Origin of the sequence: Pseudomonas laurentiana (assembly GCF_014648275.1) — a bacterium.
GTDB classification, from domain to species: domain Bacteria; phylum Pseudomonadota; class Gammaproteobacteria; order Pseudomonadales; family Pseudomonadaceae; genus Aquipseudomonas; species Aquipseudomonas laurentiana.
On the sequence record NZ_BMQU01000007.1, the window covers coordinates 17979 to 32593 of the forward strand.

10 protein-coding genes are annotated in these 14615 nt (G+C 59.0%); 4 read left to right on the forward strand and 6 right to left on the reverse strand.

Translation table 11 applies throughout. The features are described from left to right. Positions 1–21: 21 nt before the first annotated feature. Genes secB through IE038_RS08950 form a run of 3 tightly spaced genes read right to left on the reverse strand, consistent with a single transcriptional unit; the run spans position 22 to position 1221 of the window. Positions 22–510, reverse strand: coding sequence for a protein-export chaperone SecB (gene secB, locus IE038_RS08940; RefSeq protein WP_163938651.1), 489 nt, complete (start codon positions 508–510; stop codon positions 22–24). 39 nt (positions 511–549) lie between these two features. Further along, positions 550–804 carry a glutaredoxin 3 gene (grxC, locus tag IE038_RS08945; protein ID WP_163938648.1) on the reverse strand — a complete coding sequence of 85 codons (255 nt, stop codon included), beginning with the start codon at positions 802–804 and terminating at the stop codon, positions 550–552. Positions 805–807: 3 nt separating this feature from the next. Continuing rightward, a complete protein-coding gene (locus IE038_RS08950; RefSeq protein WP_163938645.1) occupies positions 808–1221 on the reverse strand; it encodes a rhodanese-like domain-containing protein in 414 nt (137 codons plus the stop codon). Positions 1222–1434: 213 nt separating this feature from the next. Here IE038_RS08950 and gpmI point away from each other — a divergent pair, with 213 nt between their 5' ends. The 4 genes from gpmI (at position 1435) to IE038_RS08970 (ending at position 6560) form a co-directional block, all read left to right on the forward strand. After that, positions 1435–2970: a 2,3-bisphosphoglycerate-independent phosphoglycerate mutase gene (gpmI, locus tag IE038_RS08955; protein WP_163938642.1), complete on the forward strand. Its 1536-nt coding sequence runs from the start codon at positions 1435–1437 to the stop codon at positions 2968–2970. Positions 2971–3097: 127 nt separating this feature from the next. Beyond that, entirely contained in the window at positions 3098–4384 is a 1287-nt protein-coding gene (locus IE038_RS08960) for a murein hydrolase activator EnvC family protein (protein ID WP_163938639.1), read from the forward strand. A gap of 87 nt (positions 4385–4471) precedes the next feature. Beyond that, positions 4472–5791 carry a S41 family peptidase gene (locus IE038_RS08965; RefSeq protein ID WP_163938636.1) on the forward strand — a complete coding sequence of 440 codons (1320 nt, stop codon included), beginning with the start codon at positions 4472–4474 and terminating at the stop codon, positions 5789–5791. Positions 5792–5810: 19 nt separating this feature from the next. After that, a complete protein-coding gene (locus tag IE038_RS08970) occupies positions 5811–6560 on the forward strand; it encodes a divergent polysaccharide deacetylase family protein (protein WP_438810756.1) in 750 nt (249 codons plus the stop codon). Positions 6561–6587: 27 nt separating this feature from the next. Here the strand turns inward: IE038_RS08970 and IE038_RS08975 are convergent, their stop codons facing one another. The 3 genes from IE038_RS08975 to IE038_RS08985 all read right to left on the reverse strand — a co-directional run bounded on the left by IE038_RS08975 (position 6588) and on the right by IE038_RS08985 (position 14261). After that, the gene (locus tag IE038_RS08975; protein ID WP_189395481.1) at positions 6588–11339 is read right to left on the reverse strand and encodes a dermonecrotic toxin domain-containing protein; all 4752 of its coding nucleotides are present in this window, start codon (positions 11337–11339) and stop codon (positions 6588–6590) included. Between the two features lie 104 nt (positions 11340–11443). Continuing rightward, on the reverse strand, positions 11444–12184 hold the full coding sequence (locus tag IE038_RS08980) for a substrate-binding periplasmic protein (RefSeq protein ID WP_189395482.1): 741 nt from the start codon (positions 12182–12184) through the stop codon (positions 11444–11446). A gap of 130 nt (positions 12185–12314) precedes the next feature. Next, on the reverse strand, positions 12315–14261 hold the full coding sequence (locus tag IE038_RS08985) for a BCCT family transporter (RefSeq protein ID WP_163938666.1): 1947 nt from the start codon (positions 14259–14261) through the stop codon (positions 12315–12317). Positions 14262–14615 lie beyond the last annotated feature (354 nt).

The following is a 14615-nucleotide window of genomic DNA, read 5'->3' on the forward strand; positions in this document are numbered from 1 at the left end:
CTTTCAGATGGCGGCTATCGCTTACTGCAGCGACGGAGAGCCACCCGCTTCCTGCATACGCGCCATTTCCTGGGCGTACAGGGCATCGAAGTTCACTGGCGACAGCATCAGTGCCGGGAACGAACCACGGGTCACCAGGCTGTCCAGCGCTTCACGCGCATAAGGGAACAGGATGTTCGGGCAGAATGCGCCCAGGGTGTGGCTCATCGAAGCCGCATCGAGGTTCTTGATCAGGAAGATACCGGCCTGCTGCACTTCAGCGATGAACGCTACTTCTTCACCGTTCTTGACCGTGACCGACAGGGTCAGTACGACTTCGTGGAAATCGCCTTCCAGGCCTTTCTGCTTGGTATTCAGGTCCAGCGCGACGCTCGGTTCCCATTGCTGACGGAAGATCGCCGGGCTTTTCGGCGCTTCGAACGACAGGTCGCGCACATAGATGCGCTGCATGGAAAACTGCGGTGCGTTCTCATCCAGCGCTTCTGCGCCGTTGTTCTGTTGATCAGTCATGACAGATCCTTCTTTCCAGGGTCTTGTAGGGGTTCTGAATCACGCCTTGAGCAGAGCGTCCAGCTTGCCCGCTCGCTCAAGGGCATACAGGTCGTCGCAGCCGCCCACATGGGTAGCGCCGATCCAGATTTGCGGCACCGATGTGCGCCCGGCCTTCTGGCTCATTTCAGCACGCAGCTGCGGCTTGCCATCGACCTTTATCTCGTCGAAGGCCACACCTTTGCTCTCGAGCAGGTGCTTGGCGCGTGAGCAGTAAGGGCAGTAATCGCTGGAGTAGACGATGACATCAGGCATGGATCACTTCACCAATGGCAGGTTGTCGGCGCGCCAGCTGGATACACCGCCCGACAGCTTGGCAGCGGTAAAACCAGCCTTGAGCAGCTCACGGCAGGTAGTGCCGGAATGCTGGCCCATGTTGTCGACCACGATCAGGGTCTTGGCCTTGTGCTTTTCCAGCTCGCCAATGCGTGCAGCCAGCTTGTCCTGAGGAATGTTCAGGGCGCCGACGATATGGCCGGCAGCGAAATCCTTGCTGGCACGAATGTCGATGACAAGGCCCTTCTCGCTGTTGACCAGAGCGGTCAGTTCGCCGGTGCTGAGGCTGCGACCACCGCGACGGGCCTCGGTGAGAATCAGCAGTACCAGCAACACCGCGAACAGTGCGACGAGCAAGTAGTGGTTAGTGGCGAATTCAATCAGGTGAGCAACCATCAGAGGGTTCCGTGCCATTAAAAATGTTGGCCAGTATACACAGCCACCAAGGTCGGCCAAAGCCCGCCCGGCAACCCTGACCCCAGTAATCCCGGTTAATTTGTTGCAGCCTGTCGGCTCGTCCGATCAACCACACAAAGGGAATTCGTCATCCGGGACCAAGATGCCCTAAAATGCGTTTCTTTTTCATCTGAACAAGCGCGAGTGGGATTCATGACGAGCACGCCAAAACCCCTGGTCCTGATCATCCTGGATGGTTTCGGTCACAGCGAAAGCCACGAGTACAACGCCATCTACTCGGCCAAGACCCCGGTCTACGATCGCCTGCGCGCTACCCAGCCGCACGGCCTGATTTCCGGCTCTGGCATGGACGTGGGCCTGCCAGACGGGCAAATGGGCAACTCCGAGGTCGGCCACATGAACCTGGGTGCCGGGCGCGTGGTGTATCAGGACTTCACCCGTGTCACCAAGGCGATCCAGGACGGCGAGTTCTTCCAGAACCCCGTGCTGTGCGGTGCGGTGGACAAAGCGGTCGGTGCTGGCAAGGCCGTGCATATCCTCGGCCTGCTCTCCGACGGCGGCGTACATAGCCACCAGGACCATCTGATTGCCATGGCCGAACTGGCTGCCCAGCGCGGCGCAGAAAAGATCTACCTGCACGCCTTCCTCGATGGTCGCGACACGCCACCGAAAAGTGCGCAATCGTCCATCGAGCTGCTCGACGCCAGCTTTGCCCGCTTGGGCAAGGGTCGCATTGCCAGCCTGATCGGCCGCTACTACGCAATGGACCGAGACAACCGCTGGGACCGCGTCGCAGCCGCCTATAACCTGATCGTCGACAGCGTCGCCGAGTTCAGCGCCGATACCGCCCAGGCCGGCCTGGAGGCAGCCTATGCCCGCGATGAAAGCGACGAATTCGTCAAAGCCACACGCATCGGTGAAGCCGTCAAGGTCGAAGACGGCGACGCCGTGATCTTCATGAACTTCCGTGCCGACCGTGCCCGCGAGCTGTCGCGGGTCTTCGTCGAGGCCGATTTCAATGAGTTCCCGCGTGCACGACTGCCGAAGCTGGCCGCCTACATCGGCCTGACCCAGTACTCGGCCAAGATCCCGGCACCGGCCGCATTCGCCCCGGGAAGCCTGGACAATGTGCTCGGGGAATACCTGGCCAAGCAGGGCAAGACCCAACTGCGCATCGCTGAAACCGAAAAATACGCCCACGTCACCTTCTTCTTCTCCGGCGGCCGTGAAGAGCCGTTCCCCGGCGAGGAGCGCATCCTGATCCCGTCACCCAAGGTCGCCACCTACGACCTGCAGCCGGAGATGAGCGCCCCCGAGGTGACCGACAGAATCGTCGAAGCCATCGAGCAGCAGCGTTATGACGTGATCGTGGTCAACTACGCCAATGGCGACATGGTTGGCCACAGCGGTGTGTTCGAGGCAGCGGTCAAGGCCGTGGAATGCCTGGACACCTGCGTCGGTCGCCTGGTCGAGGCATTGGAAAAGGTTGGCGGCGAAGCACTGATCACCGCCGACCACGGCAACGTCGAGCAGATGGAAGATGAATGCACCGGCCAGGCGCACACGGCGCACACCACCGAGCCGGTTCCCTTCATCTACGTGGGTAAACGTCCGTTCACCGTTCGAAAAGGCGGTGTACTGGCGGATGTCGCCCCCACCATGCTGAAACTGATGGGCCTGGAAAAACCTCAGGAAATGACCGGGACCTCGATCCTGCTCGACGCCTGACCTGCATAAACCGGCCATAACGGTCGGTTTTCCGGACAAACGCCTCAAGGCAGTTGCCTTGAGGCGTTTTTTTTGCGGCGCGTGCCGGGCATACTAGGCCGGTCTCCCTCTTGGTATCGCCCTTCAGATGCTTCGCGCCCTGATCCTTCTCGCCCTGACCTGCCTGTTCAGCCCGGCCTTCGCCGACGAACGCGCACAAACCCAGCAGCAACTGGACGCCACGCGCCAGGACATTGCCGAGCTGAAAAAGCTCCTTGGCCAGTTGCAGCAGGAAAAATCCGGTGTGCAGAAAGACCTGCGCGCGACCGAAACCGACATCGGCAAGCTGGAAAAACAGGTGGAGGCATTACAGAAGGAACTAAAAAAGACTGAGGGCGAGCTGGAGCACCTCGACGGCGAGAAAAAAAAACTCCAGAGCGCCCGCATTGAACAACAACGCCTGATTGCAATCCAGGCGCGCTCGGCCTACCAGAATGGCCGCGAGGAATACCTCAAGCTGCTGCTCAACCAGCAGAACCCGGAAAAGTTCGCCCGCACCCTGACCTACTATGATTACTTGAGTCAGGCGCGCTTGAGCCAGTTACGCAGCTTCAATGAAACCCTGCGCCAGCTTGCCAATGTGGAAAAGGACATCGCCCTGCAGCAGGCCCAGTTGCTGGCCCAGCAAGGCAGCCTCGACAGTCAGCGCCAAGAGCTGGAAAAGGTCCGTGAAGAGCGCCAGCAGGTACTGGCCAAACTCGACACTGACGTAAAAGCCCGTGATCAGAAGCTACAGGCACGCGAGCAAGACCAGGCTGACCTGAGTCGCGTACTCAAGACCATCGAGGAAACCCTGGCCCGTCAGGCACGCGAGGCCGAAGAAGCACGCCAGCGTGCATTGCTTGCCCAGCAGGAAGCCGAGAAACAGCGCCAGCGCGAAGCCCTTGCAGCCCGCGAGAACGATGCACCGAAGAAGCCCCAGACAACCCCTGGCCCGCTGGTGTCCAGCGATGGAGCAGCATTCGGCGGGGCATTTTCCGCAGCTCGTGGCAAACTGCCATGGCCGGTCAATGGTCGCTTGCTGGCGCGCTTTGGTGAAACCCGGGGCGACGACTCACGAGCCAAATGGGACGGCGTAATGATCAGCGCCTCTGCCGGTAGCCAGGTGCATGCCGTGCATGGGGGCCGCGTGGTCTTCGCCGACTGGTTGCGCGGTGCAGGACTTCTGGTCATCCTCGACCATGGCAATGGTTATCTGAGCCTGTATGGCCACAACCAGACCCTGCTCAAGGATGCCGGTGACATCGTCAAAGCCGGCGAAGCCATCTCCACCGTCGGTAACAGCGGTGGCCAGAGTACTTCGGCGCTGTATTTCGCCATTCGCCAGCAAGGTCGCCCAAGCGATCCGGCGCAATGGTGCAGGTCCCAGGGATAGGCATTACCTTATTGTTCACGGCCTGACCGCTATCTGTCATGCCGATGCCCCGCGAGGGGCGAAACCCGGATCAGGAGTTCGTTCGACATGCTGCACTCGCCCCGCCTCACCTCGCTGGCCCTGGCTGCTGCCCTGGTCATCGGCGCGCCTCTGGCCTCCGCCGCCGAACCGGCCAAGCCAACCGCGGTGCCGGCCACGACCGTCAGCGCCAAGGCTCCGCTGCCACTCGATGAGCTGCGCACCTTTGCCGAGGTCATGGACCGCATCAAGGCAGCCTATGTCGAACCGGTCGATGACAAGACCCTGCTGGAGAATGCCATCAAGGGCATGCTCAGCAACCTCGATCCGCACTCGGCCTACCTGGGCCCGGAAGACTTCCAGGAGTTGCAGGAAAGCACCAGTGGCGAGTTTGGTGGCCTGGGCATCGAAGTCGGCAGCGAAGATGGTTTTATCAAGGTGGTTTCCCCCATCGACGATACCCCGGCTTCCCGTGCAGGAATCGAGGCAGGCGACCTGATCGTCAAGATCAACGGCCAACCGACTCGCGGCCAGACCATGACCGAAGCGGTCGACAAGATGCGGGGCAAGGTCGGTGAAAAAATCACCCTGACACTGGTCCGCGATGGCGGTACGCCCTTCGACGTGACGCTGGCTCGCGCCATCATCCAGGTCAAGAGCGTCAAGAGCCAGATGCTCGAAGACGGCTACGGCTACATTCGTATCACCCAGTTCCAGGTCAAGACCGGCGAAGAAGTCGGCAAGGCGCTGGCCAAGCTGCGCAAAGACAATGGCAAGAAACTGCGCGGCCTGGTCCTGGACCTGCGCAACAACCCTGGCGGCGTACTGCAGGCCGCTGTCGAAGTGGCCGACCATTTCCTGACCAAAGGTTTGATCGTCTATACCAAGGGGCGTATCGCCAACTCCGAACTGCGCTTCTCGGCTGACCCGGCCGATGCCAGCGAAGGCGTTCCGTTGGTCGTGCTGATCAACGGCGGCAGTGCTTCGGCCTCGGAGATTGTCGCCGGTGCATTGCAAGACCAGAAACGTGGTGTACTGATGGGCACCGACAGCTTCGGCAAGGGCTCCGTACAGACGGTACTGCCACTGAACAACGACCGCGCACTGAAGATCACTACCGCGCTGTATTACACCCCAAATGGCCGTTCGATCCAAGCCCAGGGCATTGTTCCCGACATCGAGGTGCGCCGCGCCAAGATCACCAGCGAGCAAGACAGCGAGAACTTCAAGGAAGCCGACCTGCAAGGCCACCTGGGGAATGGCAATGGCGGGGCCGACCGTCCATCCGGCAAAGGCTCCGAACGCAAGGCGCGGCCGCAGGATGATGACTTCCAGCTCAGTCAGGCCCTCAGCCTGCTCAAAGGCTTGAGCATCACGCGCGAAAAATAGGGTGCTCTTACGCTGCCTCGTGCTCGCACTGCTGTGCGGGCTGGCCGGTGTTGCCTCTGCGGCACCGGCCTATCTGAGCCTGATCATCGACGACTTGGGGCAAAACCCGGCGCGCGACAACCGTGCGCTCGCGCTCCCTGGCCCGGTGACACTGGCCGTGATGCCCGACACGCCGCACGCCAGCGAATTTGCTCGACAAGCCCATCAGGCCGGTAAAACGGTAATTCTGCACATGCCCATGGACCCGGCAACAGGGCCCTATGCCTGGCATCCAGGCTTGCCCCAGGCCGAACTGCTGCGCCGTCTGGATGCAGCCCTGGCCAAGGTGCCTTTCGCGGCTGGCCTGAACAACCATATGGGCAGCCGCATGACCGCAGAACCCGAAGCCATGGGCTGGCTGATGGACGAACTGCATCAACGCGACCTGTTTTTTGTCGACAGCCGCACCAGCGCCCGCACAGTGGCCGCAGCCAAGGCCCAGGAAAAGGGCCTGGCCAGCGTATCGCGCGATGTGTTTCTCGACGATGTCCGCACCGCCGCCGCCATCGCGGCGCAGCTGCAACAAGGCATCGAACTGGCGCACAAACAGGGCTCGGCAGTACTGATTGGTCATCCTTACCCGCAAACCCTTGACGTGCTGGAGCGCGAACTGCCAAAGCTGAAAGCCCAGGGCATCACCTGGATCGAAATCCACCAGATGATCGCCGAACGCAGCAATCAGGCCATGCCCGGCCACGGCAAACATGGCCGGTACATTCCCGCACGCTGAACGCTCAAGCTCACGCCCAGGCGACGATCAGTCGAAAGGCAAGATCCTCTCGACATCAGCCAACGTCAAATCCCCCCTGTGGATATTGATCAGGCTTCCATCATCCAGGGCATTGGCCAACTGATAGCGGCGCCCCAGGTTTCGGTCCTTCCAGGTTTTCAGGTGACCTTTGACAAACTGCCGGCGCGGCGTTGCATTGTCCGGGTAGTGGAGGTGTATTTCCCACAGCGGCTCCAACTTTTGCGTTCTGATTTCATACTTTTCAATGAAGTCGTTGGCATTCCCTTCGACCGGTACCCGATGGCCCACCCGTGCAATCTGCAGGTTGTCATACGTGTACAGGTACTTCAGGCTCTCGGCCTGTGGTGGGCTCTCCCTGTAGAAAGTAATCAGATCCTGGCGAAGGGTATCGGCTGCCTCCCCGAGCTTGACGATCTTGTCCTGATCGCCATCCGTTAACTGCTCCCCTAGTGCTTCCAGCTGTTGGGCTGCCTCGCGCAGGTTGCGCTCCTCATGCTCGAAGACGTGCTCAAGACTCTTCAGTGAGTCCATTTTTTTGAGGTAACCACGCAGCTTGCGCAACGTACCCTCCCGCCTTTTCAGCATGCGATTGGCTTTTTCTCTGGCCAGACGCAACGCATCAGGCGACGCCCCGCCCTCCTGCTGGTCAGGCAACGCATTGCTGCTGCCTTGCTTCTGCTCAACCACTTCGACCCACTGGTCGCCGTGCTGGTGAAAGCGACTCAAGCGCTCACCCGTCACCTTGTTACGTTGCTCAACGTAAACCTGGTCCCCCTCGGTGACCTCCTCACCCACCAGCATGCGCTGGTCGACCGTGACGAAGGCGCGTGCTTTGGTAGAAGACTTCGGTGTCGGCCGTGGTCGAGCGGAAACCCGTGGCTGGTCGAGCTCCTGAGCCCTGATCGCAAGTGCCAGGTCTGTCTCGGCACTCTGCTTAAGACTCTTCAACTCTTTACTGTACTGTTCCAGTGCGTCGAGTCGCACACTGGGGTATTGATCCTCCTGAAGAAACTCACAGATCTGTAGCGTCGTTTCGTAGGCCTCAAGACTACTGTTCAGGATGCCGATTCGATCACCGAGCGGAATACCCTCCTGCGCCAAGGCCGCATGAGAGTACCCTGCACGATTTAAATCAGGACCGATCAGCAGGTTTTCCAACCACAGGAAGTCATCTGGATCAGACATCGCAGCCCTGTTCATGACCATTTCACCGAGGTCGGTCAGGTAGGCAAAGCGAAGCTCTTTTGTACTGAACATACGGTCGTCGCGAACCTGAGCCAAGGGGATGCTCAAACCGGCTTCAACGAGGAGGCTGTCCAGATGATCGAGTTGCTCAATGAAGTCCAATATCCCCTTCTGCTCCTGCAGGTTGGTCTTCAAGGCATCGACAAACAGGTTGTACTGTTCGATTTGAAGCTCGCTACGCGGCCATCTGACAACGCGTTCTCGGCGCTCGGTGAGCGTGTCCCAATCAATAATCAGACACAATTTGCGGTGCAGTTCAGCAGCGTCATTCGCCAGTTCGGTCAACACAGCATTGTGTTTTCTGGCGGCTCCCACACGGGCATCGAACTTCGCGTACTGGGGCTTGCTCATGTCAATAATGAGGTCCCTGGCTTGCCATTGAATATCCAGCATGCGGCGTAAATGCGCGATCTCTTCCTTGTAATTCGCCGACAGTGCTTCTTCTTGTAGCCTGAGCCGCTCTTGTACCTTTGCAATGACCCCCTCAAGCACAATCCTGGCCTGCTCATCTGCGGTTTCGTGCTTGACCTTGAATCCCGCCAGCGTCCGCTCTCCCTTGCTCTTTTCCAGCACCATTTCGCGCGACTTCGCGAGCGCTTTGTCAAATGCCTCTTTCTCGGCCATGTAGTCTTGCGAGGCCTTGTTCAACCGTTGCAACGCGGCCTCGTAGTGCGCCTTGTTTGCCTCGAGCAACGCATTGAGCTGTCGCTTCGGGCCACCGCCACGCAGGGCCAACCTCAAATCCAGCGCCCACTCATCAGCCGACACGTACCGCAACCGTGGGCCACGCTCAAAACGGTAAACGGGATTGACGATCCAAACCTCACCAGCAGCACGATCCACACGGTAAACAGCCCCCGCGACCTTGGCATAAAGGTTGTCATCTGCACCATACAACCCCCGTGCTTCGCCCTCCTCACGATAGCCACCCAAATCCGTCATGGGGTCCACTTGCCAGCGCCGGAGTTTTTCGCGCTGCACCGCGCTCAGTTGGTTCTTTGGATTGCTCCAGGAAAAATCCAGCACCGTACCACTATCGCCCAGCGTGGCCGACGGGGAGAGCGGCTGGCCTTTTTTTGCCTTTATCAATGGCACCACATCCCCCTCAAGCCTGCGCTGGGGCCCGACAATATCCGGCAAGGCAACATGCTTGGGAGGCACGGTTTCATCAGCTGGCAATGAGCGATGCAACAGGACCATGCCGACATTGAGCAACACATCAATAATCGCCGCGTCACGCTGAAACTCATTCCCGTTGCGCAGCGCCTTGAAATCGTCATCCAGGCCTCTGATCAGTTGCACTACCCAGGCAACGATGGCAACAGGCCCACGCAGTAGAGGCACTATCGAGCCAAACACCAGCCAAGCACCTTGCTGAAGCAGTGCCCAACGGCTTTCAGCATTGGACACCGACGCGCGGTTGGCCAGCTCGACCAGCATCCGGGTATTGGCCTCAAAGAGCCGCTCACACGCTGCTCCCGACACTTTCACCTTAGCCAACCGGGCAGGAGCCGGTCGCTCCAGCGGCAGTGACGTATCGATGATTACCCTGGGTAAGTGAGGCTCATCAAAACCACCGTTGGCATAGATACGTCGGGCATCCTCACTGAACCAACTGAGGACACTCTCCTGTAGCGCGCCGTCCGCCCTGATGGCCTCGAACAAGGCGTCATGGCTGGGGTACTCAACCAGCGGTTGCTCGACATCGTGAGGTCGGTACAGCACGCACGGACCTTGTGTCATGCCCCCTGGACCGATGACAAAAAAATTGACTACTTCATCTGCTGTATCGCTGTCTGGCTCGCGCTTGAAGGCCAGCGGCCTGATCATCACGGCGTCCTCATCGCCCGTCACCTCGTCGTGCAGCCCCTGCGCCACAGTCTGCACATACCGATAGCCGTCCTCCGTGAAACCGGACTCGCCACGAATCTTGGCCTGCAGCGCCATGAGCGGCAATTGCACTTCAAGCTCACGGCAAAACAGTAACTGTCGATGCTTGAGCTGGACCGGGTCGCCCAGCAGCGTAGCAACGTGTTTGGGGTATACCTCACCAATGTTCACCCGTTGCACCAGGTCGTCGAGGTACTCAGGTGTCATCCAGGCCATGATCGGCTTTTCGGCCCGATGAAGGATAACCACGCTGCCGCTGGGCTTGGAGACCAGATTGCCTATGGCATATTCGGTCAAGGTCATGACTTTGTGCCTGATCATGCCGGCCGTACCCAACTGCCCTTCGGCAATCGTGAACCTCAGCATCAGGTCATCGGCAAAGTAGTCACCGTCCGCAGGGTGATCGCTCAATAGCTGGTCGCGCAGCGTTTGGGCAGCAAAGACCTTCAAGCTCGGTACATCATAAAGAAATGATTGTCCTAAAGAGGCTGCCTGTGCGTTGGCCAGCGCCTGCAAGAGGCCCCGATAAGCGAACTGATCGGATGCCGAGGCATCCCGCAACCATGTTGGCAAGCTGTCGCTGAGCAAGGCTTGCGGCACCACCGTCGGCGGTGCCGAGGCGTTGAAGTACGCCGAAGGGTCAGTGATCGCACTGTAGCCTTGCTCCAGCGCCTTAACATCGGCAAATCGACGCGACACCAGCGGTTTCAACGCTTCCAGTTGACGATTCAACAGCACGCTGGCCTGCACCTCGAACAGGTCGTCTTCCGGCTCGTAACAGTTCCAGGTCACCTGAGTCACCACGAAGCGCTTGGCGACCCACGTGTAAAGAGCCTGGGAAAACGCCTCCTCACTGGTAAACGACTCGACAAGCCCAGATGGCTGACACCAAAGGAACCTGTCACGCCCGTTCACCTGGAACGTCAACAGCATGTCGCCGCTGAGCAGTGCATAACCACCAGCTGGGCCTTCCACATGAATGTCGATCAAGTACACCTGCGTGAAGCCATTGCCGTAGCGATGGTGTCGACTCATCTTCACCGAGGCGTCCACAACCTGGGAAAGCGCCGCACGCTCCTCTCCCCCCAAACGGTCAGAGGTCAGATTGCTGTTCAACGCGGCTTTAAGCACTTCGCTCAACCACACCGTACGTGACAACTGGGTGCTGCCCGCCTGCTGCCAGTAATCGAGCAGCGCTTGTTGCAGATCGATATGAACCGTTGCCTGCAACTCATTGAGCGCCTGCGCCACGACATCCATATCCAGAGGCGTTTTCAGGTCGCCTGATCGCATGGAGACCGGGTACTCATAGCTGAGCCGATAGGCCTGCTGAGTCTCATTGGCGAATGCCAGCACCTTGGCCTGTGCAAAATGCTCCATGAACACATCGAGTAGCGAATGGCGCGAATAGAACAGGTTCGCCTCGCGCCTTTCGGGCACCATCAGGTTGATCTGACTGGCCGATACCAAGCTGGGGTATTTCTGGGCGAAGGACGGATAGAGCGCGAACAGCACCTCAACTATCCGCCGCTCAAGAACGCTACGCAGGGTAGGACGCGAAGCAAACTGCAGGGCAACCGCCGCTTTCAGGTTCAAGTCGCTGGGATGCAAAGAACCGGGCATAAACAACTCCTGTAAGTATGAAAAAACACTTACAGGAGCCTAACGTCAGCGTTGCGCGGCCAATCAATAACTATCTATCACTGAACAACCACGCCCTTCTTGTTTTACAGATAACGCGCAAAGATCGCGTCGACAGCCCCCTCGACACGCATTTGTTCAAGCGCCTGCTGAAGTTTGCTCACAACCTCATCCGGCACGCTCTTGTTCAGCGCAAGGTAGAGCTCTGCCCCCTGGAAACGCAGCACCGTCTTGAGCTGGCTGATGCCGATCTGACGGGCCAGGTAGCGGCCCGCCGGATCACCCGTCGCCCATAGGTCGATCTCACCCCGGAGCAGCTTCCCGGCATTGTCCTGGTCTCGAAGCACGATGGCAGGTCGCAACCCTTCCTTGCTCAGGTGCTCGGCGATGGCGTCGCCCTTGTAGGCGCCAATCCGAAAGCCCCGGGCGTCCTCCAGGCGTTCCAGAGTGATCGGACTGTCTTCCCGGGCCAGCAGGATCCAGTCATCCGGCCCGATAGGGCCAACCCACTTGAACAACGCCTCGCGATCCGGCTGACGAGCCGTGACGAAAACGCCATAGCCGGGCGTATGCATTGCCAGTTTATAGATACGCTCCCAAGGGAAACGCAGGGTCATGCTGTAGGGGATATCGGCACGCCTGAACATCTCACGGACGATATCGGCAGCAATGCCTTCGATATTGGCATCCTGAGCAAAGCTCTTGCCGTTCTTGGCCATGTTGTAAGGCGGGAAATTTTCGGTCAGCAGCACCAGCGGCTCGCTTGCACGAGCAGCACCGCTGAGCAGAAAAATGCTGAAGATCAGAACAGCAGGAAGCTTGAACATAAGAGGCACCGGGCTCCTTGGCGCCTTCAAGAGTGCCGGGCACCCGCGCGACTGTCCAGCATCGCCGCATAAAGAGACATAAAGGGCCCTGTTCTCGCGAACAGAGCCCTCGGGTTTCAGCAGACGATGGTCAGCTGTACACCCGGCCCAACACCTGACGATGACTCTCGAATTGATCGAGCACATCCCGGGTGATCTGTTCCGGTGTGAAGCCCATCAGGTCGTATTCCTGGCTACCGTTATGCAGGTAGACCTCGGCCCGATAGAAGCGTTGCCGTACATCGCTGGCACCGTCAACCGGCGCTTCGTTTGGCGCGGCCAGGTAACCATCCAGGCTGACCTCGTAGACGAAGGGGTTGCCTTCCTCCATGTCGATCCGCAGGCCCATCGCTGCACGCGACTGGCCAAGGCGGGTCTGCACCTCGAAGCCCATGGCCTTCAACTGCACGGCAGCGTCTTTCAGCGCCGGGCTAACCTGCTTGTCCATGAAGCGCTGAACCATGGCCTGGGTCGGCTGCAGGTCCAGTTGGCTCAGGCGCTCGCTAAAGCCACGACGGCCACGAGCAGCCAGTTCAGCCTGCTCCTGCTCAACCTGAGCGTCCTGTTTCATGGCCTTGAACAGGCCGAACATGAACACCACCAGAACCACCGAGAACGGCAGGCCAGCCAGCACCACCATGGTCTGCATGGCTTCAAAGTTACCCGCGAACAGCAGGCCGATAGTGACCAGGGTGATGATCGCCGACCAGAGAATACGCAACCAGTGCGGCGCATCTTCATCGACCTGACCGCCCTTGCAGGACAGGTTGGCCATCATGACTGCACCGGAATCGGCCGGGGTAAGGAACAACACGAAACCGACGAATACAGCCACACCTACCACGATCTTGGCCGCTGGATAGTGCTCCAGCAGTTGATAGATCGACATCGACGGCTGTTCCAGCGCCGTGCGCCCCAACTCCACTGCGCCCTGGTTGATCACCAGGTCCAGCGCGGTATTGCCGAAGATCGATAGCCAGGCCAAGGTGAAGCCCAACGGAATCAGCAGCACGCCAGCCACCAGTTCACGCACCGTACGACCACGAGAAATACGGGCGATGAACATGCCTACGAATGGGCCCCAGGAGATCCACCAGGCCCAATAGAACACCGTCCACAAGCCCAGCCAGCGCTCTGACTTGGCGCTGTCGCCCTCATAGACATACAGGTCGAAGGTCTTGAGGATCACACCATTGAGGTAGTCACCGGTGTTCTGCACGAAGCTGTTGAGCAAATGCAGGGTCGGGCCGTTGAACAGAACGAACAGCAGCAGGCCGCTGAACAGCAGGATGTTCAGGTTGGACAGACGACGAATACCGTTTTCCACGCCCGACACCGCTGCAATGGTCGCCACCGTACTCATCACCAGGATGACAATCAGCAGGTTGGTCTTGCTGTGATCGATGCCAAACAGGTACTCCAGGCCGGACGATACCTGCATCGAGCCGATACCCAGGTTGGTCACCAGGCCCAGCAGGGTCACGAACATGCCGAAGATATCGACGGTATGACCGGCTGCACCCTTGACCCAGCGTTCCCCCATCAGCGGGTACAGCGCCGAACGCAGCGCCAGCGGCTGGTTATGACGATAGGCGAAGTAGGCCACCGACAGGCCAACCAACGCGTAGATCGCCCAGCCATGCAGGCCCCAATGCAGGAACGTCAACTGCAGGCTCTGACGAGCCGCTTGCAGGCTGGCCGGTGTACCTTCCGGCGGGTTGAAATAGTGATCCAGCGGCTCGGACGCGCCGAAGTACAGCAGCGAGATACCGATACCGGAGGAGAACAGCATGCCGGCCCAGGCACCGTAGCTGAAGTCCGGCGTATCGTCCTTGCTGCCCAGCTTGAGCTTACCGAAGGAGGAAAACGCCAGAACGATGACGAACAGCAGGTAGCCGCCAATCACCAGCATGTAGTACCAACCGAAACTACGCGACAACCAGGCTTGGGCCTGGCCAAGCACACGACCTGCAGTTTCAGGAACCGCGATCAGCAAGGCAGTCAGCAGAAGAATCAACAGCGCCGAGGTGAAAAACACCACGCTGTTGACCCGGACCCTCTCAACAGGGGTCTTTATCAAAGAGGCAGAACTCATTGCACAGATGCTCCAGGCAGTGCGAGAGAAAACAACAAAACGACCCGTTACCTGAGCAAATGGTGCAATAGCCACATTGTCTCAGGTGTTATAAAAGCACCTTGGAAAAAACCGTAATCCCGAACGATTGCGTTAAAAAAACAGGCCGAAAACCCCGATCAGAAGGTTTGCCACATGGCTGAGTGCCATTCAGCCGATCTGTTAATTTTTTCAAAAAAAACCGTCAACGCCTTTTATTACGGGGCTTACACGTCATTTTGGGGTGCCAATTCACACCAGCGAAAGGCCCAAAAAGCC

Bases quoted from the DNA above. Each gene is read 5' to 3' on its own strand.
- IE038_RS08960 (WP_163938639.1), top strand. From the start codon at position 3,098: ATGCTTCGCGCCCTGATCCTTCTCGCCCTGACCTGCCTGTTCAGCCCG.
- grxC (WP_163938648.1), bottom strand. From the start codon at position 804: ATGCCTGATGTCATCGTCTACTCCAGCGATTACTGCCCTTACTGCTCA.
- IE038_RS08975 (WP_189395481.1), bottom strand. From the start codon at position 11,339: ATGCCCGGTTCTTTGCATCCCAGCGACTTGAACCTGAAAGCGGCGGTT.
- gpmI (WP_163938642.1), top strand. From the start codon at position 1,435: ATGACGAGCACGCCAAAACCCCTGGTCCTGATCATCCTGGATGGTTTC.
- IE038_RS08980 (WP_189395482.1), bottom strand. From the start codon at position 12,184: ATGTTCAAGCTTCCTGCTGTTCTGATCTTCAGCATTTTTCTGCTCAGC.
- IE038_RS08950 (WP_163938645.1), bottom strand. From the start codon at position 1,221: ATGGTTGCTCACCTGATTGAATTCGCCACTAACCACTACTTGCTCGTC.
- secB (WP_163938651.1), bottom strand. From the start codon at position 510: ATGACTGATCAACAGAACAACGGCGCAGAAGCGCTGGATGAGAACGCA.
- IE038_RS08965 (WP_163938636.1), top strand. From the start codon at position 4,472: ATGCTGCACTCGCCCCGCCTCACCTCGCTGGCCCTGGCTGCTGCCCTG.